Source organism: Spirosoma agri (assembly GCF_010747415.1).
Classification (GTDB): domain Bacteria; phylum Bacteroidota; class Bacteroidia; order Cytophagales; family Spirosomataceae; genus Spirosoma; species Spirosoma agri.
This window is the reverse complement of the sequence record NZ_JAAGNZ010000005.1, coordinates 67,363-86,536: the sequence shown is the minus strand read 5'-3', so window position 1 is coordinate 86,536 and position 19,174 is coordinate 67,363. Positions and strand designations below refer to the sequence as shown.

Annotated in this window: 16 protein-coding genes; 2 read left to right on the top strand and 14 right to left on the bottom strand. The window is 52.0% G+C overall.

Going from position 1 to position 19,174, the window contains the following annotated elements:
* Positions 1-59: 59 nt before the first annotated feature.
* From GK091_RS26710 to GK091_RS26700, 3 genes are all read right to left on the bottom strand, one after another.
* Positions 60-635 carry a carboxymuconolactone decarboxylase family protein gene (locus GK091_RS26710; RefSeq protein WP_164043797.1) on the bottom strand — a complete coding sequence of 192 codons (576 nt, stop codon included), beginning with the start codon at positions 633-635 and terminating at the stop codon, positions 60-62.
* A gap of 198 nt (positions 636-833) precedes the next feature.
* Complete coding sequence (locus tag GK091_RS26705; RefSeq protein WP_164043796.1) at positions 834-1,373, bottom strand: hypothetical protein; 540 nt, start codon at positions 1,371-1,373, stop codon at positions 834-836.
* 222 nt (positions 1,374-1,595) lie between these two features.
* Positions 1,596-2,354, bottom strand: coding sequence for a cupin (locus tag GK091_RS26700; protein WP_164043795.1), 759 nt, complete (start codon positions 2,352-2,354; stop codon positions 1,596-1,598).
* A 644-nt stretch (positions 2,355-2,998) separates the two neighbouring features.
* Between GK091_RS26700 and GK091_RS30160 the strand changes: the two genes are divergently transcribed.
* Positions 2,999-3,997: an acyltransferase gene (locus tag GK091_RS30160; RefSeq protein ID WP_164043794.1), complete on the top strand. Its 999-nt coding sequence runs from the start codon at positions 2,999-3,001 to the stop codon at positions 3,995-3,997.
* Positions 3,998-4,528: 531 nt separating this feature from the next.
* On the opposite strand, the gene GK091_RS26690 is transcribed toward GK091_RS30160, so the two are convergent.
* The 5 genes from GK091_RS26690 to msrA all read right to left on the bottom strand — a co-directional run bounded on the left by GK091_RS26690 (position 4,529) and on the right by msrA (position 12,549).
* The gene (locus tag GK091_RS26690) at positions 4,529-5,182 is read right to left on the bottom strand and encodes a zinc-dependent metalloprotease family protein (protein ID WP_164043793.1); all 654 of its coding nucleotides are present in this window, start codon (positions 5,180-5,182) and stop codon (positions 4,529-4,531) included.
* A 534-nt stretch (positions 5,183-5,716) separates the two neighbouring features.
* Positions 5,717-10,114 carry a beta strand repeat-containing protein gene (locus GK091_RS26685; protein ID WP_164043792.1) on the bottom strand — a complete coding sequence of 1,466 codons (4,398 nt, stop codon included), beginning with the start codon at positions 10,112-10,114 and terminating at the stop codon, positions 5,717-5,719.
* A gap of 87 nt (positions 10,115-10,201) precedes the next feature.
* Positions 10,202-10,453: a hypothetical protein gene (locus GK091_RS26680; RefSeq protein ID WP_164043791.1), complete on the bottom strand. Its 252-nt coding sequence runs from the start codon at positions 10,451-10,453 to the stop codon at positions 10,202-10,204.
* Between the two features lie 667 nt (positions 10,454-11,120).
* Positions 11,121-11,336 carry a hypothetical protein gene (locus GK091_RS26675; protein ID WP_164043790.1) on the bottom strand — a complete coding sequence of 72 codons (216 nt, stop codon included), beginning with the start codon at positions 11,334-11,336 and terminating at the stop codon, positions 11,121-11,123.
* A gap of 643 nt (positions 11,337-11,979) precedes the next feature.
* Positions 11,980-12,549: a peptide-methionine (S)-S-oxide reductase MsrA gene (gene msrA, locus GK091_RS26670; RefSeq protein ID WP_164043789.1), complete on the bottom strand. Its 570-nt coding sequence runs from the start codon at positions 12,547-12,549 to the stop codon at positions 11,980-11,982.
* Positions 12,550-12,728: 179 nt separating this feature from the next.
* Here msrA and GK091_RS26665 point away from each other — a divergent pair, with 179 nt between their 5' ends.
* The gene (locus GK091_RS26665) at positions 12,729-13,610 is read left to right on the top strand and encodes a PPK2 family polyphosphate kinase (RefSeq protein ID WP_164043788.1); all 882 of its coding nucleotides are present in this window, start codon (positions 12,729-12,731) and stop codon (positions 13,608-13,610) included.
* A 116-nt stretch (positions 13,611-13,726) separates the two neighbouring features.
* On the opposite strand, the gene GK091_RS26660 is transcribed toward GK091_RS26665, so the two are convergent.
* From GK091_RS26660 to GK091_RS26635, 6 genes are all read right to left on the bottom strand, one after another.
* The gene (locus GK091_RS26660) at positions 13,727-14,563 is read right to left on the bottom strand and encodes a DUF4097 family beta strand repeat-containing protein (protein WP_164043787.1); all 837 of its coding nucleotides are present in this window, start codon (positions 14,561-14,563) and stop codon (positions 13,727-13,729) included.
* A 5-nt stretch (positions 14,564-14,568) separates the two neighbouring features.
* On the bottom strand, positions 14,569-15,420 hold the full coding sequence (locus GK091_RS26655) for a DUF4097 family beta strand repeat-containing protein (RefSeq protein ID WP_164043786.1): 852 nt from the start codon (positions 15,418-15,420) through the stop codon (positions 14,569-14,571).
* 36 nt (positions 15,421-15,456) lie between these two features.
* Positions 15,457-16,275, bottom strand: a complete 819-nt coding sequence (locus GK091_RS26650; protein WP_164043785.1) for a HEAT repeat domain-containing protein — start codon at positions 16,273-16,275, stop codon at positions 15,457-15,459.
* On the bottom strand, positions 16,265-16,810 hold the full coding sequence (locus GK091_RS26645) for an RNA polymerase sigma factor (RefSeq protein WP_164043864.1): 546 nt from the start codon (positions 16,808-16,810) through the stop codon (positions 16,265-16,267). Before GK091_RS26645 ends, GK091_RS26650 begins: the two co-directional genes overlap by 11 nt.
* Before the next feature lie 190 nt (positions 16,811-17,000).
* Positions 17,001-17,546, bottom strand: coding sequence for a 3'-5' exonuclease (locus tag GK091_RS26640; protein WP_164043784.1), 546 nt, complete (start codon positions 17,544-17,546; stop codon positions 17,001-17,003).
* A gap of 60 nt (positions 17,547-17,606) precedes the next feature.
* Positions 17,607-19,112 carry a S41 family peptidase gene (locus GK091_RS26635; protein ID WP_164043783.1) on the bottom strand — a complete coding sequence of 502 codons (1,506 nt, stop codon included), beginning with the start codon at positions 19,110-19,112 and terminating at the stop codon, positions 17,607-17,609.
* Positions 19,113-19,174 lie beyond the last annotated feature (62 nt).

Genomic DNA, 19,174 nt, shown 5'->3' with positions numbered 1-19,174 from the left:
CCCCTCCCAGTATCTACAGAAACTATTGGCGAAGGCAGAAACTGTACGCAGTGAGTTGTTTATGACTGATTGGATGTGGATTGTGGAGCCGGATGACCGCCCGGTGGACGGTTATAGCCCCGATTCACGATGCGGTCACCGAGCACCTCGTAATAAGCCGGATCGGTGGGAGTCACCGTCGCCATGCCGTCCACGTATTTGTTGTACAGGCAAAACAGCGCGGCCAGGAGTACGGTGTCATGGATCTCGCGATCGGTGGCGCCAGCCGCCTGCGCACGGGCAACGGCTTCGGGCGTGACGGCCAGACCCGACCGCTGCGTCAGGGCGGCAATTTGGAGCAGGGCTTTCATTTTCTCGCTCACGGGAGCGGTCTCGATGTCGGTTTTTACCGCAGCTGCTGTCGTATCATCGCCGAGCAGCATATCGGCGGCTTTCGTGTGGGCGGCATTGCAGAAATTGGTCTCGTTGCGCGACGACACCAGGGCGGCAATCAGTTCGCGTTCGCCTTGTGACAGGGTCGATTCACCCCGCAGTAGTAATTGGGTCAGTTCCCGAATGGGCATGGCCGTATCAAGCCGGTATTCGAGCAGGCCCGTAATACCCGGCAAATGGTCCGGTAGAGGAATATGTGGCATGATGTAAAACAATAGGAAGATTGGGCAGGTCTCGTTACACGGTTTGGTAACGACCCGCGACCAACGGGTTCGATAGTAATTAGGAGACACAAACTGTTGCCGGGCTATAAAATAGCGCCCAGGAAACAGCGAAAACGATTGAAGGAATCGTTCACCTGAATAGCTATGAGAGGTAGGAGGATGGACAGAAAATCCACGTCAGGACCTGGGCGGTGGAGACGAAACCCGCTGGGCTAATTGATCGAATAGAACCGGTTTTTCGGGAATCCGAATAGCGGCAAGCCAACCACGCGACTGGAAACAAAAAGCAATTCGCGGGGCAGGCGAGTACTCTTTGAGCAAAAATTTCAGCAGCGTATTGGCTTTACTGGGCGAGTCGCTGGCACCGGTCACGTGCTCCTGCATGAACGAGAGCAAATCACTTTGCCAGAACGAATCACCACTCGTCTGGAGGCCGGAAATGAACAGCGTATCCCCATGAACGGTCATGCTCACAACCGAATAATACTGCCCCCGGTACGTAAACCCATCCGACGTCGTACTCGTAATCGCGCTGGCATCGGGTTTGTCTTTGAGCGGAATCTGAAACTCGACAAGGCTATCGACGGAGCGGTATACCTGTAGCCGCTGGGAAAGATCGTGTTCAGCCTGCCACCATGTTCCTACGCACACCAGCACGTATGCCAGAATGTGATGCAGGAGCAAGCCAAACAGACCAATCGATATTGCCTTCTTCACGCGAACGTCGCAGGTAAAATTTTTCCAATAATACTAAATTTTAAACAAAGCTATAGGCCCGCTTGTCGGCAGCCCTAAGACAAACGGATCGGAATCCGGACGTAAGTAGCGCTTACCCAAGAAAGGATTGGCTGATTGGTAAATGATCGATGTCATCGTTACAAACCACTGCCGATTAAGACGATAGGCCTTAGTGGTCACGCTACGAGTAGCGTCCAAGCATTAAAACTGAAATGACAGGTAGGTGCATCCTTGTGCGCTGCCAGGGTAAATGGCGCGCGCTATCTCCGATTCAATAAAGATTAGATCCCCTGCCTGTGCCTTTTTCATCGTACCCCCAAGATGAGCTTCGACCGGATGGTCCAGAACGAGTAGTAGTTCTGCCGATCGGTGCGTCTGGGGTGGCTCTTTACCCAAGCCGGGGTTGACTGTGGTAAGCTGCATCGCAATCCGGTTGCTCATCACCGTGGGATAGGGAACCAGCCGCCGGTTACTCCCTTTTGAATCTGTGTTCGACGCGATATCCTGCCAATCGACCCAGAACGAGCCACCCAGCAGCCGATATAAATCCAAATCCGGCATTTCGTTGGAGGTATATCGCATCTGGTAATAAGTAAGGGGTTGGGTAGCCTGATTGTCTACGCGGTAGTCATCACCGGGCATGATCAATACCAAACTACCGGGTCCCAGGGTCTTGTGCTTGTTTCCTAATGTAAGCGTCAACTCTCCCGCTCTAATAAGCAGCACCACCTCTTCGTCGAACTGTTGGGTGGATTGAGCGGGCTGGTCAGTTCCTATGGTTATCGCCTGAACAATGAAGTGAGAAAAATCGCGGGTAGTCCCTTCCAGTAAGGTTTGCTCTTGGTAGCCAGCCTGTTTACCGGGGGACGGCGAGTAGGCATACACGTTCGATGGAACAGCCTGGGAAAAGGCAGGCAAGAAAGTCCAGACACCGACACAAAAAAGCAGGAAGAATCTCATACGATTATTCACGTCCATCACGCTACGGGCACCGGCACGTTTAACTACGACTTTATCAATGTACGGCCAACTGCGTGTCTTCCTATCGTTTCGAAAAACAATCGGCTCAAGCGCGCTGAATCCATCCCCAACGCTCTTGATCGCCTGTAATTCTTCTAGGATGGCCTTACCGGAAACTACGCCCTCTCCTAAAAGACAAATGAGTGAACAACATACTAAAACTACTCCCGGTGATGGCTTAGTTCAGCTGTAATATACAGCGATATGGTTTCTGTGGTTCTCTCTAGCGCTCTCAATTTACGCGTGTTAATCGCCCTCGGTACCCGTTCCGCAGAGTACTACGCCCACGTGTGACGACAACATGGTGCCGGGCAATCCAGACGGAGCCCAAATTTTAGGTGATTTGTTTTAAGACCTTTGGTTGACACTGGAAATTGGAGTGACCTTTCAGGGGTTGTTAGATCAAAGGAGTACAGGGACAAGCCCTTTTCTTTGGTTAATTTTTCTCCACGAGCTGGCTACATTGACAACCTACTCAAGCCAACTAAAGCGAGTATCAGGCCTCCAGCAACCAGTGGATTTAATCGGTCTGTTGAAGTTGGCCCCTCCGTCACGTTTCGGAAAAGCAATCAGTTATCCTAGCTATGAGTCAACGTAATGCTGGTGTCGATCTGTTTCGATTAATAGCTGCCTTCGCCGTTATTTTCATCCATTGCATTTATTCTGATAAGTTTCCGCTCTTACCTTTAGCGGGACGTTGGGCTGTACCTTTCTTCTTCATGGTTAGTGGCTACTTTTTTCAGAAAAGCTATAGCACACATGCAAAGCAGGCTTTTCTGAAAACGGCCCAATCCGTGACGATACTCTTTGTCTGGGCGAATCTGTTCTACTTACTTTTTTTAGGCCTTACCGAAGGTTCTGTAAGCAGTCTAGCTACCCATTTTACACTCCTAGTCGGGGCTTATTTTCATCTCTGGTTTCTTACCTCACTTTTAGTAGGATATCTGGTACTTTGGTTCTGTCTAACCTATCTTCGGCAGGACGTATTGCCTTTTCTGGCAGTCTTATCAATTATCCTCATTTTAGGGTTAAACCCGTATAGTTTCCTGTTGGCAATGAGTCCCCATCCCCTTTATGCCCGTTTGCTGCTCTCTATTCCTTTCTTGTGCATCGGCTTTCTAGGGGCTAAATACTCGCTCCATCGGTACGTGTATACATCAACCTGTTGGCTATTAATTAGTTTTGGGTTTGGCTTGCAGCTGGTTGAAGTCTGGCTCTTGTCGGGTAATCAATCCAGTTTTCGACTAGTTGATTTTGTGGTGGGAACACTTTTCTTATCGGTGGGTCTTTTTCTGTTATCACTACGATTAATCGTTTCCCCGACCTGCCGATTGAGTTACTATGGGCAGCGATATTCCCTACCCTTGTACTTGTACCACCCAGTGGTAAACTATTTTCTGTTTAAAGCTTTGGTCGCCACAATGGGTATTGGACTTCTTTATTGGCTTAGCCCTCTGCTAACGGCGGTGCTCTGCTTATCCTTGTTGCTCTTATTGGATAAGTTTACACCTGGCTTGTTTCGCATTCTTAGTGGCGATTTTAGCCGGATTGCAATAGTACCCAGTAAATCTTCTTCTGATTAACTGGGGATCTTCCTGGGTCAAAAATTAGTTGGAAACCGCCTGTTTAGAAAGCCTGTTCGGGGAGGCCACTCGACGTAAACTCGCGATACCACTCGAGTGGTTTTTAGAAGAAGTTACAGTTTATAAGAGAGGACGATTTACGAACTAAATCTATTCTACCCAGCGTGTGGGGCTAAATTAAAAGCTCCTCAGACAAGTTTATCCTTTTATCCGACTGAATCAAGCTTTTTCTCCCACCGTCAGCCCTGATAAGCTGGCTTTTTGTTATCCTAGCAAATCTTGCACATTGCCGTAGTCAGCGTCAACGTAGTTCTGCCGAGCCTTCTGGTACTTCTTGTGATACATCTCTTTTACCTCTGCCAACCACGAGGCAGTTTCCAGATCATCCTCGGTAATCCCTGCTCTGGGGAACGACTCAGTCTGCTCGCTGATCCGGTTGTATTGCTCTTCCCAATATTCGGCGGCTTGCCGTAGTGCGTCTTATTCTTGCGTAGGTATTAGTTGTTCTCGTTGATAAGGATACAAAGAAAATCAGGTATAGCCAATCTGCAAATTGAAAACGCTTAAACGCCTAAGATTAAAACTGTGGCCCAGCTCGTGAGGAATCGTGCTGTTGGTTACATAATTCATTTGGCCGTTATCATACGTTGCAATGAATGACCGGGTTGAATGAATACTGTTTTCTGGATAATAGGCGTATCCGCCTACTGTATTGTTGGCAATCTGGTTCACATAGTATTGATTCATGGCATTGGTCGCATCCCGCCCGTTCACTGACGACTCATCGTCATAGAGGAAATTATTGAGCAACCGATCATTGTCAATATAATCGGGTGTAGTGCCCGCGAAGTAGAATTGGATGCCATAGCCATTCAAGAGATAATAGTTATTGGTAATGGCCATTGCCTGATTTAAATTGGCCAGCGTAAAGCCTCCAGTACCGTCGCTTCGGCGAAAGATGTGGGGCCGAATAGGCACGTACGCGATGGTGTTAAAAGCCGCTCCCGAAGCTCGTTTGCGTTCCAGCGCCAGGTTTCCCTGTTGCACCAGGGCACGTTTCTGCAGGGGGGTAAGGTCTTCCGTACCACATTGCGGCAATGGATTTGGTAACGATTGAGCCAGCAATGGAGCACTGAGGATGACTGGAACTAGCCAACAGAGAATAGCGGTAAAGGTTCGGTTCATTGATTCGTGCTAAAAGGCAAATCGTTCAACTAGTTAGACTTCGCCCAATCGATAAAGCAACGAAATTACCAGCTGACTGACACCCTAGGAATACCGCTTAAAAAATAATGGATTAACGGCTGCGTGTTTGTGGAAACGAGTCAGACTGGGATAATGAGACATTACTTTTTTTAGAGTAACGGCGAAGATACTTAGGCTACCATCGGCGTAGTGTAACCGGGTATAGTTTCCGGTACTCGTCAGGTAAGGTGCGAGTTTCGAATAGTCGATGCGAATCGTAGGGCTTCAACCCTATTCCGTCACAGAAGAGTTGCTGAGCGCGGCCAATTTAAGTGCCTGGCAGGAATGTTAATGAGTGACGCGAAAGAATGAACCAGCGTTTTTGCCAGGCGACAGCGTATACGACTACAAAAAAGCCGTATCCAATATGAATACGGCTTTTCATCCATATAACTAATCCAACTTGATTTGATAAGACGATAGGCTCTACAACCGCTCGGACCATTACATCTAGGCGCTCGTAGGGCACTCGCGCTAATTCGTTCGCAGCAGTTTCACCTGCTGACGTTGGGTAAGGGTGCTCACTTGTAAGAGCAGGACCCCGTTGCTAGCTCCTAGCGGCAAGCTGACCCGCTCCAGGGCACTCGCCTGCTCGATTCGATGGGTGTGGACCGGCTTGCCTTGCAGATCCACCAGATTCAGCTGCACGGGTTGACCCGATACGCCACTAATCTCAACCTCAGCAGAGTTACCTGCCACGGGGTTACCCAGCACGCGAACGGTTAGGCTCAACCCCACTTCACCACTGCCCACTCGGGCCGATGGGGTGCACACGGCCAGCCAATTATAGCGGTAGGTGCTCACGGTGGCTCCCTGCTGAGCGCTCAGGGTGATGGTTGGGTTATCGGTGTAGAGGTTCAGACTATACGGACCCGGACTTGTCGTGGCTACCAGTTCGTTAACCACCGAGAAGCTGATGGGCGTTCCATTCACCCCGGCGTATTGGGGCGTAAAGGTCAGCCTCCGCTCACCCGCACTGAGCACCTGACAACTCACCGTCGAGACCCCCACGATGGCAAAGCCCGAAGGGGGAGTCACTGGCATGGGGTTTACCGTCAACTGGAAACTCGTACTGACTTGCAAGCCACCGGGGTCCAGAGCCGTTACGTTCACGGTGGATACCCCTGTTTGCGAAGGGGTGCCGCTGATCACCGAACCCGCTAGGGTAAGCCCCGCTGGTAAGCCCGACGCCTGGAAGCTCAATGCTTGTCCGTCGGGATCGGAGAAATAGGAAGTCAGTTGTAATTGATAGCCCTGTCCCTGTACAATCGTTTGATTGGGAATACTCGTGGTGGTTGGCGGCTGGTTGGGACTTGTGCCGCTCTGGCAGGAGGCCAGCCAGTTGTAGGCAAAGCGAGCCTCACCATTACCCGCCTGCGTAGCGACCAGGGTGATAACCGGGTTGTCGGTGTACAGACGCAGCGCGTAGGGTGCCGGAGCCGTCGTGGGAGCCAGTTCGTTGACCACCGAGAAGCTGATCGGATTACTGTTCTGCCCCGCGTACTGGGCGGTAAACTGGACCTGATAGCCACCCTTGGCCTCATCGATCAACTGACAATTGACCATACCCACCCCCGTGATGGCAAAGCCCCCAGGGCGGATCTGCACGCTCAGCGGAGTGGACGAGCTGCTGGTGCAACCGTTCAAACTACAGGTGGCCGAGAGGGTATAGTTGCCCGGCTGGGAGAGCGTGTAGGTGTTGCCGTTAGCCTGACCCGCCCCACCCAAGGCCGTCCAGTTGATTACCCCACCGGTGCAGCCATTGGTCGTGACGGTGATGGGCTGATTGGTGGTGGTCGTCGAAGGACTAGCGGTCAGGATCGGGGCGGTAGGTGCATCCGTTGTGCCGCTGACCGTTGCCTGCGTCATAGCCATACAACCGTTGGCGCTGGTCACCGTGACCGAATAGGTACCGGCCAGGCTCACCGAAATACTCGACGTGGTCTGGCCCGTGTTCCAGGTGAGGCTGCTGGCGGATGTGTTGGCCGTGAGCGTGGCGGTTGGTAGGCCACAGGTTAGTGTGGCTGTGCTCGGTGTGATGCTTACCGTGGGCTGGCTATTGTCCTGACTGACCGCGACGCTCGTCGTGTTGGTGCACCCTGTAGCGGTGTTGGTGACCGTCACCGAGTAGGTGCCCGCGACGTTCACCGTGATACTCGGTGTAGTCTGCCCACTGCTCCAGCGCAGGGTCGGGACACTCGTAGTAGCCGTCAACGTAAGCGTAGGACTTTGGCAGGTGAGTGTGCCACTCGTCGGCGTGATCGCTACCGTAGGGGGCGTCTGATCACCCGTCACGGTGGTGGAGGCTACCGACGAGCAGCCATTGCCCGACAGGACCGTTACCGAATAGATACCCGCCGTGGTGACCGTAGCTTGGTTGGTGGTGCCAATCGGGGTGGCTCCTTCACTGAACCGATACGATTGCCCGTTGGGGCTGGCTGTTAGCGTTACACTGGTGGCACTACAGCTGAGCCCACCACTACTGGCCAGGCTGGCCGACGGAGCCGTGTTGTCCTGACTGATGGTGATACTGGTGGTGCTGGTGCAACCGCTGGCGTTGGTCACGGTGACCGAGTAGGTACCGGCTACGTTCACCATGGCCGTGTTGCCACTTTGACTGACAACCCCCGGCCCCGAAAAGGCATAGGTGTTTCCGTTTCCACCGTCCGCCGTGAGCGTCAGGCTAGTCTGGGCGCAGCTGAGGACCGTCGAGGGACTGGCCGTCAGCGTCGCCACGGGTGGGGCGTTAACCGTCAGGCTAAAGGCGGTGCTGGTGACACTGTTACACGCGCCGGTGACGATGATCGAATACGAGCCACTCTGGGCGGGCTGCACATTGGCCAGGGTGAGCGTGGCCGAGGTCTGCCCACTGACGGCTTGACCGTCTTTGTACCACTGGTAGGCGCTGACCGTACCGCTCACGTTAAGGGGAACACTGACGGTGCTTCCGGGGCAGACGGCTGAGCCACTGGCAGGCTGCCGGGTGATGCTGATGGGAGAGTTGGGATCCCCCTGATACTCGTAGGCCCCCATGTCGATCTGGCCTCCGTTATAGCGACGCGGGTTACCGGCCAGGTCGGTGGTGGTGCTGTTGGCTGCGTTATCCCCCGCGTTGATGGCGGCTGCGCAGGCGTTGAGCCGGGCATCGTTGGCACTGACGAAGGGTGAAACGGCGGTGGTTCGGTTACCCGCGCCGGAGTTATAGTCCCTTGTGCCCGTCTCGAACAACGAGTACCTTGCTGACACGGTACCCGTGCCGCCCCCGTCAGTAGAAATTGACCTCTCCCCTCCATTGCCGAAGAGTACGCAGTTGGTCAGCACCGGACTACTAGTACCATTAAACGGCAGGGTGTACATGGCCCCGCCCCTGTATCTGGCCGAATTGGCCAGAAACGAGCAGTTGGTCAGCACCGGACTACTAACGCCACCATTACCCCCATCGTTGTTCATGGCGCCCCCGCTCCCATTCATGGTCGAATTGGCCAGAAAGGAGCAGTTGATCAGTACCGGACTACTGGTGCCACCACCATACCCATAGTTGCACATGGCCCCGCCATCATTGACCGCCGAATTGTTCTGAAACGAGCAGTTCCGCACCGTGGGGCTACTATAAACATTGTACATCCCCCCGCCAGCGTCGGTGGAATTACCGCCGGTGATGAGGAAGCCGTCCAGCACGGCGCTGGTGGTCAGATCCGTCGAGTTGTAGATGACGTGGTAACTGTTGTCGTCCCTGTTTCCGACGGTGCCGATGTCACCACTTAGGGTGGTACTGCTAGGTGTGGTCATCGTTATCGCCGGACGCTGGCTCAGGCTGGTTTCGTTGCCCACGAAGCCGCCGTAGATCGCCACGCCGTCCTTCATCGAGAAGTTGACAAAACGGTTGGTGTTGGCATTGCCACCGGGCTTATAGGTGCCCTGGGCTACCCAGACCTGCTGCACCTGAGAAGCATTGATCATAGCTTGCAAATCACTGCTGGCGTTGGCCCAGGAGGAGCCATCACCCGTGCCGGCAGCCGTGGCTTTGACGTAGCGGATGGGGTAAACGCTGTAGCTGATGATGACCAGCCCGTTGCCCGAGTTGGCTGCTGTTCCTGTCGTGACGCTTGGCGTGGTAGCGGTAGGGTAGTACGAGCCCCCCCCGCCACCCACACCTGTGTAGCCACCACCACCACCCGAGTAGCCACCACCACCACCACCGCCACCATTACCACCACCAGGAGCACCGGCACCCCCAACAACCCCGCCGTGGACAAAGGCTTTACCACCAGCAACACTAGTAACACCATCTCCATCACCCAGCAGGCCACCACCACCACTACCACCAGTATTTCTAGCACCCCCACTACCATTACTACCACCACTGGCACCACGATCACCAGCGCTCCCCTGCCGGGCGGCCTGCCCATGTTTGATCGGGTTGTCAGGGTAACTCCCGCCCCCGCCCCCGCCCGCAATCACCAGCGGGGTGGGCGCTGTCGTGCTGCTCGGGGGGGCCACCACAAACGTACCCCCGCCCCCAGTCCCACCAAAATTAAACCGGTATGCGGGCTGCTGACCCACCAGGATGCTCAAGTTTTGGCCGGGGGTTACGCTCACCTGGGCGGCCACAATAGCCCCTTTGCCCCCCGACACATCGTAGCTCCCAGCGGCTCCCTCGGCCCCCCGGGCTTCGATGGTCAGCGAGGTGACGCCCGTAGGCACGATCCAGGTAACAATCTGCCCGGTGTAGGAAAAACTCTGGGTAACAGTCACCGCCCCGTTCTGGGCCAGCAGCCGAGTAGATAAACTGAGTAAGAACAGGAGAGTGGCCGCCAGTTGCAGCCAGCTCGAATGATGCCCTGAATGGGGTTGGGTAGTTGTTGATCGCATTGTAGTTTTTGTTTTTTAGGCCGGGGCTTAGTTCTTTCTGCCGGCTACAGAGCTAGCATATGGCAACGTGGAGTGAATGACCTGGGCCTAGGCCAGCAGGCTGGTATCCAGCAACAGGCTGAGCGCCTGCAGGCCAGACCTGGAAAAAGAAGGTAAATAATGGGTCATAAAGAAATTAGTTAGCTGGTTATGCAAGACAAGGAGTTCGTCTCGTGGGTAGTTGTCGGGATAGGGCATCACCCGGTCAGTGAGGGGCGAAAGCGGAGCGGACAATGCCGGGGCAAGTTTAGGCCAAAGTTGGTAGAGCGATGTGCAGATTTCACCCAAAAAGGTGCACATTTCACCCACCCAGTAATTTATTTGGTAAGTGTTACATAAAAAGTTTAACACATCAACCCATTCGTTCTATTTAGCAGGACTAGGTACTTCTAAGCTCGATGAGTTACTCGATGCTGCAACCACCAACCGAAACACCCGCCGAAGAACCATTTTGGTCCTACCTTAAGGAATAAAGGCCGGCACTAGGGATCGGTTAAGTGTCGTTGTCGGCTTGGATAAAATCCGGATGACTCTGGCAGAAGTATACTCGATAGCCCAACGCCGGCAGGCTATTTCTGGCAGTGCGCAGTCGGTTTTGTTCGCACAAAAAACCACCTTGTTATTGCCAATACGTGCTGGTTTATTTAACGTGATACTTCACTAGAAAGCTAGAGCCTTTTAAAGAATGCCGCTCGTTGCTACAACAAACTGGCAACTTGCTTGGGGCCAGATGCATGTTCAAATTAGCTTAAAAAAGCGGAGGGCTTATCTAGAAGCACCTTTATCGGCACACCCTAGCAGGACTGTGATTCACTTGCTATCCTAATAGATTATGTTGAAAAGGGGTGTTCAACATAATGCCAAGTCGCTGATTAGTGATTGGTGTTTCCTGCACTTTTTGAGAAGATTTGGTACCTAATGGGATAGTCCCCGATATACTGTATGATAACGGGAAAGGCTTTCGTTACTACTCCAAACCGTTAATCTGAAAGTCCTGAACGTAGGGCTTGCCGGTGTCGTCGGCGGGGTAGTAGGCTTCCAACGTCTTCACCGTCTGATCGAAGAGTCGGACCGGTTGACCTTTTCGATGTAGGGTTTGGCCAGTCAGTTCTTCCAGAATAGCTGAGCCGTGGTCGATTTCCAGCTGATCAGCTAAAGGCTTATAGGTTGACGAGGTTGTCATGGTGAAGAGATAAAACTGTGCTTTAAAACCTCACTCTCACCACCTTTTTGGACCGCTAGCCACCCGTTCTGCCGAAAAAGGGTGGTGAAAGTGACAGTCGAGAAAACAGTTTCATTTTTTAGCCTGCTCGTGGCGTCTTCGTGGCGTAGACAACTTTGCCTACGTTCTTATCGTCCGTTTGAAAACCGTAGCCCTCTAAACGCTTTCGGAAGTTGACCGCGCCACTACTCCTATCCAAGAAACCGTAGTGCCCCTGCTGGATTTCGATCTGGCGCTTGGCCCTTATCGTCTCCCCAAACAGTCTAGTCTCTTTGTTATGTTTCCGCTCAATTTCTAGCCTAGGCTTTTCATATATATAAAGACCCAGGAACTCTCAGCGTGTGGGCTTACCCGTCTCAGGGTGTGGAATAGGGGGGTAGAAATCCAGATACAGGTTTTTCGGTCATCACTGATAGATTTATCACGCTGTGTTACTTTCATGCAGGCTCATCCAATTTGTACCTTGACTCGCTAGTGCTGTACCACGGGTACGTCCAAGGGACAAATAAGGACTGAACAAACTAGCAACAAACATGCACTATCTAGTAGTAGAAATAACAAAAAAGCCCCTATTCGGGGCTCTAAGTACGTTTTACCACTGACTTTAGGCCAGCTCACTATGCGATTTCAATTTCTCCTTGAAGACTTTTTTGAACTTGTCCAGCTTTGGTGCGATCACGAATGCACAGTATCCCTGACCCGGATTCTTGACAAAGTAATTTTGGTGATACGCTTCCGCTTCGAAGAATTCACTGGCCGGGCTAATTTCTGTTACGATCGGGCTGTTATAAGCACCGGCTTTGTTCAGTTCTTCTTTAGCCGTCTCTGCCAGTCGTTTCTGCTCATCTGTATGGTAAAAAATGACGGAGCGATATTGCGTGCCTACATCAGCACCCTGACGGTTCAATGTGGTTGGATCATGGCTACGAAAAAACGCTTCCAGCAACTCCTGATACGTTATTTTTGACGGATCGAAGGTTACTTCCACACACTCCGCGTGGCCCGTTGTTCCGGTGCATACTTCTTTGTAGGTAGGATTGGGCTTTGGTCCGCCTTCGTAGCCTGAAATAGCTGAATGAACACCATCCAGGGAATTGTACATAGCCTCCGTACACCAAAAACAACCGGTGCCGAACGTAGCCTTTTCAAAGTTTGCTGATTGATTCGTTGTCATACGTTAAACGCTAAAACGCGATTTGTTGTGTTGACTTTGTGGGTAACTGCGGTTGCCACTAATGGCGTTAAACACGTAGTATCCGTTATTCTCAAGGCCAATAACCATTGCAGGAAATTCTGGTTGTTAGCTATACTGTTAACATAACTGACTGACGTAAAGTTTGCGTCCCCTACCTTGTGAAAGATTTCGACACTGACCAATTCCGTTACGACGGCGACAAGTCGTTCAAGATTAAAAAAGCACCCACGAAAGTTGATGATCTCTATGAAGATGACGATCATTACGAAGCGTTACTGCGTCAGCAGGCCGCTGACATTGACAAATGGCAGGAACGCATGTATGCGCACAATCGCTATGGGTTGGTCGTCGTTTTTCAGGCCCTGGACGCAGCAGGGAAGGATGGAACGATTCAGCATGTTTTTACGGGAACCAATCCGGCTGGTGTACGCGTCTGTTCGTTTAAGCGCCCGACCGACCAGGAACTCGATCACGATTTTCTATGGCGTAGCTGGCGCGAACTGCCAGAGCGCGGCACCATCGGCATTTTCAACCGCTCCTACTACGAGGAAGTACTGGTAACGAAGGTTCACCCCGAGATTCTGACCCAGACCCAGCGGTTACCTGAAAAGGCCGTAACGAACATCGACAAGTTATTCAAGCACCGGTACGAAGCCATCGTCGACATGGAAAAGTACCTGTATCGAAACGGATTCATTACGATCAAGTTTTACCTGCACGTTTCCAAGAAAGAACAGGCCGACCGACTCATTGCCCGTATTGAAGAGCAGGACAAAAACTGGAAGTTCGACGAAGGTGACGTCAAAGAACGCAACTTCTGGGACGACTACCAGGACGCTTACGAAACCTGCATCGATGAGACGGCTACAGATAATTCGCCCTGGTACGTGATTCCGGCTGACGACAAAAAGAACATGCGGTTGATCGTTGGGCAGATCATAATTCGGGAATTGAAAAAGATTCCCATCGAGGAGCAACAACCAGATGACGCGCGCTTCAAGGAGTTGCAAAAACTGATCGCAGTCATTCAGAAACAGTAAGCTTACGAAAGGCAGTGGTATCTGAACCAGTAATGAATGCCGCTGCCTTTCGCTATTTCGCCAAGAGACAATGGGCGCTTAATCACCTCATTGATAGTCAGCCTAGTGAGCCTATACTATTTCCCCTTTCGGATGTAAATAGTACCGTGCATATTTTTCATCATCACTTCGGGACCACCGCCGTTGATTTTACCCTTCACCCAATCGGCTACGCTTACCCGATACATTCCATTTTTTTCGGTACGGGTCGATTTGGTCTGAATTTTGTCAACGTCAATGTCGAAATCGCTGTAAACATCGCCCTGATCCGACCGAACCTTGACCGACGCTTTAGCACTGGCCGGAAACGTCACATCCACATTGCCATTCAGCGTCGAGAAAGCCATTGGCGAATCGGCATCAATCGCTTTGAAAACAGCCGTCAGGTTCCCATTGATGGTGTTTGCTACCGCTGACCCAGCGATATTGGTGAGCTGAATGGCCCCGTTTACGTTCGCTATTTCTAGTGTACCCGTTACGCCGTCTACCGTAATTTCGCCATTGTTCACGGTCTTTAGCGTCAATGAGCATCGCGTTGGCACTTTGATTGTCAAATCGATCGGGCGTTTCCAGGAGTTCGTATTTATGGTGATTTTATTATTTTTTTCTTCGGCACTCACTTCCATATCGCTACTGCTCGAAATCCGCTTCATTCCGTTTACGCTGACCTCCGACTTTTCGTCACGCTCTCCCCGTTTGGTAGGGACAACGGCTTCAATCACAACCTCTTTTCCCGAGTAGCCAACCACCCGTATAGACCCATTGATCAGGGCGACGGTCAGGAAACCGGGCTTTGCGGGTTCACTGAGCGGCACTACGATCTGCTCTTTCGCGTCATTTTGTGCGGCCACCGGCAGTGTCCAAAACAGAAACAAAAGCAGTAAACTGGTGCGTACGATTCGTGTGCTGTTCATGGTATTCAGGACTGTTTTTTGATGTAAATATTACCGTTGAACGTTTCGAACCGGAATGTTTTTCCTCCGCTGCCGATCCGTATGGCGGTGTTCTTGTTGAGTTTATAGACGGTTGATTCTCCTTTCCGTTCCTGACTCCTCGTGACCTGACTGGGCAGAACCTTAGCATCCGGAAAGTCAGTGTAAAATTCACCTTGGAAGCTTTTGATGTATAAATCGGCGGAAAGATTGGCCGGGTAACTCACCCGAATAGCCCCGTTTAGCGTATAGTATGACGATTTGTCGGGCGGGCTGGCGAGGTAATTGATCACTACATCGCCATTTATCGTGTGGGCATCCGTAGCGCCCTTTGCGTTAACGAGCGTGATGGCTCCATTTATGTTGTTCACTTTAATCGCACCACTCACATCGCTCACATCCACGTTTCCCCCATTGATTGTAGACGCCAGAAGGTTCATCGTGTAGGGAATTTTTACCGTAAAGTTGAGCGTGAAATCGTACTGAATGTGAAGGTCTTGATTACGCTCTTTGCGGTTCGGGCGGGAGTCAAACGGTTCCGCGATGTAGGCAATAATGCTGTCACCCCGTTGTTCGAAACCAAGCTTAAACTCCTGTTTACCCGTTTCCAGGTCAGCCTTATCCTTCGCGGTGATCGATTTATCAACCTCCAGAATAACCTTGTCGCCCGAATAACCATCTACTTTTATGGAGCCATTGATGTTGTAAATGGCCAGCGTACCACCGCTCGGAGCCGTAAATTCTTTTTTGATGTGCTCCTTAAATTCCTGAGCACTGGCGGGCGATTGGGCACAAGCGAGCACCAATCCCGCTAAACAGGGGATAATCGATAGGTTCATGCGATAATTGTGATTTAGGGTAGTTGCCGGACTGCCTTATGACAAGGCTTTAATACTTGCCTGAATTTTACTTTTAACCAAATCGTTGAGGTGTTCCTGTTGCAGCAGTTGCCGAAGTGGTTTTAAAGAGCGTTTCTCCTGTAGTTTTACCATCACATCGGCGAGGGCTACCTGTACCAGCGGTGAATCCTGTTGCGTGAGCGATTGTACCAACCCCCGACGCACCGTTGCATCGTCGGCCAGTTTAGCCAGTGCTTCCAGCGTCACCAGGCGCACGTTTACGTTCGGATCATTATTGAGCGTGGTCAACAGCGCTTCAATAACGCGCCCGTTTGTCTGACTGAGCTCGTCCGTGTAACTCACCGCCCGAAGCCGCTCCGAAGCCGATGGATTGTCCAGTAACGATAACAGCATCATCTGACGCATGTCCTGCACCTGCGACGACAGCGAATCGATCTGCTGTTGATACGCGGTCGTTGCAGGCTTAGGGTTTAGCCAATTTCCGACACCGATACCTATACCCACCAGCGCAAGGCTGTAGGCTAGCCGTAAGGCCACCTGTGGCGTCAGAAATGCACGTAATTTCGTCACGACTGTGTTCAGTGTACTTGGCTGTTCACGCGTTATGGTGTCCTTGTACGTATCGAGCATGGCATCGAACCGAACGCGCATCCGGTCGCTGGGCTCAGGGGCAGACACCCGAGCCAACTGTTGCCAGAGTTGCTTCATCGCATCGGTTTCCTGCTGGCAGCGCGGACATCCGGCGATGTGGGCTTCCAGCTCCAGTCGTTCGGCATCCGGTAACTGGTTGCTGAGCAACTCGGAAAATTGCTCGTTGGCATGTTCACAGTTCATGTGCTTTTCGACCCGTTTCAATTGTTAAATAAACACGCCTTAATTCATTCATTGCCCGGTGTACCCGAACTTTTACTGCCCCCTCCGTCAGGTTCAGTATCCGGGCAATTTCCTCATACTTCAACTCCTGAAACCGGCTGAGAATTAACACTTCCCGATAATCGTTACTCAGTCTGGCCAGCGCTTGGTGAAGCATATCCCGATCCTGCTCCTGATGCAACTGCTCGTCAGCAGTCACTCCACCCCCAATCCGTTCGGCCAGCTCGGTCACGCTGGCCTGGTTGGCCGTTCGTTTGGTTTGTTTCGCCTGATCGGCCAGAACATTCCGGGCTAAATGATACATCCACGACCGAAACTCGCCGTCGCCGGTAAACGTATGGCGGTATTTCAACATCCGATAAAACACGGTCTGCACCATGTCTTCGCTGGATTCGGTCTGTCCCGTCATGTGGAAGAGAAACCCGAACAGCGGTCGATGGTATCGTTCGAAAAGCAGCCCCATCTTATCCAGATTGCCCGCTTTCACCTGAAGCATGAGTGAGTTATCTGTTAGCGCGTTCAACCGGGTAGGAATGGATTTACAGCATTTGGGACTGGAAACTGCGCCTTCCGGCAAAGGTTACAGGATTGTCAAAAAAAATTAAGGACTTCTTTTCATACAGCGCGGCCCAGCCGGATTACTAAGTAATCCGGCTGGGCCGCGCTGTATCGGTATTCTTTCTTTATTAGTCCATCATGGCAATTGACGCCCCGCCGACACGGGGAATCAGACCGTGGGCATCGTGCTCAAGCAACAGTTCAAACAACCGGACCGTAGCCGCAGCGTCGCCCTGAGCGCGGTGACGGTTATTGAGTGGAATGTTGAGTGAGTTGCAAAGCTTACCCAAGCTATAGGACGGAAAACCAGGAAATACTTTGCGGCTTGTCCGTACCGTACAGACTGTCCGCCGTAAGTAGTCATGGCCAAGCCATTCCAGTTCTTTCTTGATGAAGTTGAAATCGAAGCCGACATTATGGGCCACGAAAATGGCGTCCTGCGTAATATCAATAACCCGGTTGGCCACTTCCGAGAACAAAGGAGCATCCTGAACCATCTCGTTCGAAATGCCAGTCAGATGGCGAATGAACGGAGGAATTGGACATTCTGGATTCACCAGCGAATGAAAGGAGTCAACGACCTGTTGTCCATCGTGGCGGAAGATAGCGATTTCGGTAAGTCGGGCGGAGCCTTTTACTCCGCCAGTGGTTTCGACATCAACGATACAATACACACAAAAACGATTTGCAGTATTCGATTTGCCGTAAACCGAATACCGGATAAAAGTACGGCATTAACGCGATGCCTGCAACGGTTGGGCTCCAATTGGCTGAATGGGCTGCCGGGCAACGACCCCTTCGCGGATAAGCCGGAGGGTATAGTCCAGCACATAATCCCGATTGGTCAGTACGTCATCATAAGAACGCGTAACCGTAAAATCTGGTTCGACGGTGAAGCCATTCGCGCGATCAGCGACGACCGCGTGCGTCAGTTTTTTCAACGGAATCCGAACCTGCATCCGGGAATACGGCAACGTGATCGTTTTGAAATGACCAGCAAAATCACCCCAATAGGCACTACCACTCGCTTCACCGATAAACGTTCCGATACCCGCGTCGAGTGTTTTGGCCAGCACGGACGTAGACGCCGAAAACGATGCGCCATTCATCATGAAGTAAAGATTCCCTTTGAACGCCGTGCGCGTCCGGGGCCGGTAATGCCGACGAGAGAAACGGCTCGCGAACCCGCCAGAACCGTTCGATTTATACTGTAAGCTGAAGTTCAGCACTGAGAATGGATTCCAGCGGGTAATGAGCTCGTTCCGGGCCGCCCGTTTCATTTCTTCGTGCTGCATGATGGTAAATGGCTTCGGCATCCAATAGCGGAGCAAACGCGCCGAATTCAGCACGATACCGCCCCCGTTGCCCTGCATATCGACAACCAGATTCTCAACACCCTCTTTCTTCAATTCACGAAATGCCTTCTTAAGCCGCCGGTTAAACGCCCACTGAAAAGGGTCGTTCTTTTTGATACCCATAAAAGTCGACACTCTCAAGACCGCCGTATGCGTGAGCGTGTCCACAATCCGCACAGAAAGGTTTGGCCGCCGATCGATCTCATTCTTATACCGGCGCTGTATCGTATTTCGGAAGCTGGTTAATGTCAGGCAATGCAGACGTGACGCCCGAACGAGCGTGTCGTTAGGCAACCGGTAGGTGATCCGAATCGAATCAGCAGAACCATACCAGGCTGCGTAATAGTCGGCAAATTGCACCAGGCTCCACTGGCGACGTCCCGTCAGGTTATCCCCATCAGAGCCGGAGTGATCGGCCTCCATCAGTTCGCGGTGCAGGTCGGCTACGGTACGCCCGTTGATGGTGATCAGTTCTGTACCCCGGTGCAGACTCGTATCCGCCGACACGTTATGACTGATGAAATATTGATCACCAACCGGACGTATATAGAACGGGATGAAACGGGTCGATTTGCCGATAAAATTTTTGCGGTGGTTCAGGTTGGTATGCCCATCCTTGAGCGCGGTAACCAACGGGCTTACATGATGGTAGAACGTCATATAAGGCATTGGGGCCGTCAGGCGATTGTAGAGCGAATCATACAACTGCTCCATGCGTGTTTTCGGTGTATAATAACCCATACCCGGATGGAGCAGATCGAGCTTTCGCTTCAGGTAGGTCAGGTCCGTTCGGGCCTGATCAGGTGTAATCGTTTGCGCAGGAGCAACGGAGCAACCAAGCCCAATCATCAACCCCATAAAGAACAGAAGTCGGCCAATCTTCATCGTCACTAGTTACGGTAAAACCGGGCAGGCAAACCCGAATGACAATCCTACTGTGAAGATAG

Excerpts from the sequence above, each read along its gene's own strand:
- GK091_RS30160 (WP_164043794.1), top strand. The coding sequence starts at position 2,999 with ATGAGTCAACGTAATGCTGGTGTCGATCTGTTTCGATTAATAGCTGCC.
- GK091_RS26685 (WP_164043792.1), bottom strand. The coding sequence starts at position 10,114 with ATGCGATCAACAACTACCCAACCCCATTCAGGGCATCATTCGAGCTGG.
- GK091_RS26635 (WP_164043783.1), bottom strand. The coding sequence starts at position 19,112 with ATGAAGATTGGCCGACTTCTGTTCTTTATGGGGTTGATGATTGGGCTT.
- GK091_RS26690 (WP_164043793.1), bottom strand. The coding sequence starts at position 5,182 with ATGAACCGAACCTTTACCGCTATTCTCTGTTGGCTAGTTCCAGTCATC.
- GK091_RS26680 (WP_164043791.1), bottom strand. The coding sequence starts at position 10,453 with ATGTGCACCTTTTTGGGTGAAATCTGCACATCGCTCTACCAACTTTGG.
- GK091_RS26710 (WP_164043797.1), bottom strand. The coding sequence starts at position 635 with ATGCCACATATTCCTCTACCGGACCATTTGCCGGGTATTACGGGCCTG.
- GK091_RS26660 (WP_164043787.1), bottom strand. The coding sequence starts at position 14,563 with ATGAACAGCACACGAATCGTACGCACCAGTTTACTGCTTTTGTTTCTG.
- GK091_RS26645 (WP_164043864.1), bottom strand. The coding sequence starts at position 16,810 with ATGCTTCAGGTGAAAGCGGGCAATCTGGATAAGATGGGGCTGCTTTTC.
- msrA (WP_164043789.1), bottom strand. The coding sequence starts at position 12,549 with ATGACAACGAATCAATCAGCAAACTTTGAAAAGGCTACGTTCGGCACC.
- GK091_RS26700 (WP_164043795.1), bottom strand. The coding sequence starts at position 2,354 with ATGAGATTCTTCCTGCTTTTTTGTGTCGGTGTCTGGACTTTCTTGCCT.
- GK091_RS26675 (WP_164043790.1), bottom strand. The coding sequence starts at position 11,336 with ATGACAACCTCGTCAACCTATAAGCCTTTAGCTGATCAGCTGGAAATC.
- GK091_RS26650 (WP_164043785.1), bottom strand. The coding sequence starts at position 16,275 with ATGAACTGTGAACATGCCAACGAGCAATTTTCCGAGTTGCTCAGCAAC.
- GK091_RS26655 (WP_164043786.1), bottom strand. The coding sequence starts at position 15,420 with ATGAACCTATCGATTATCCCCTGTTTAGCGGGATTGGTGCTCGCTTGT.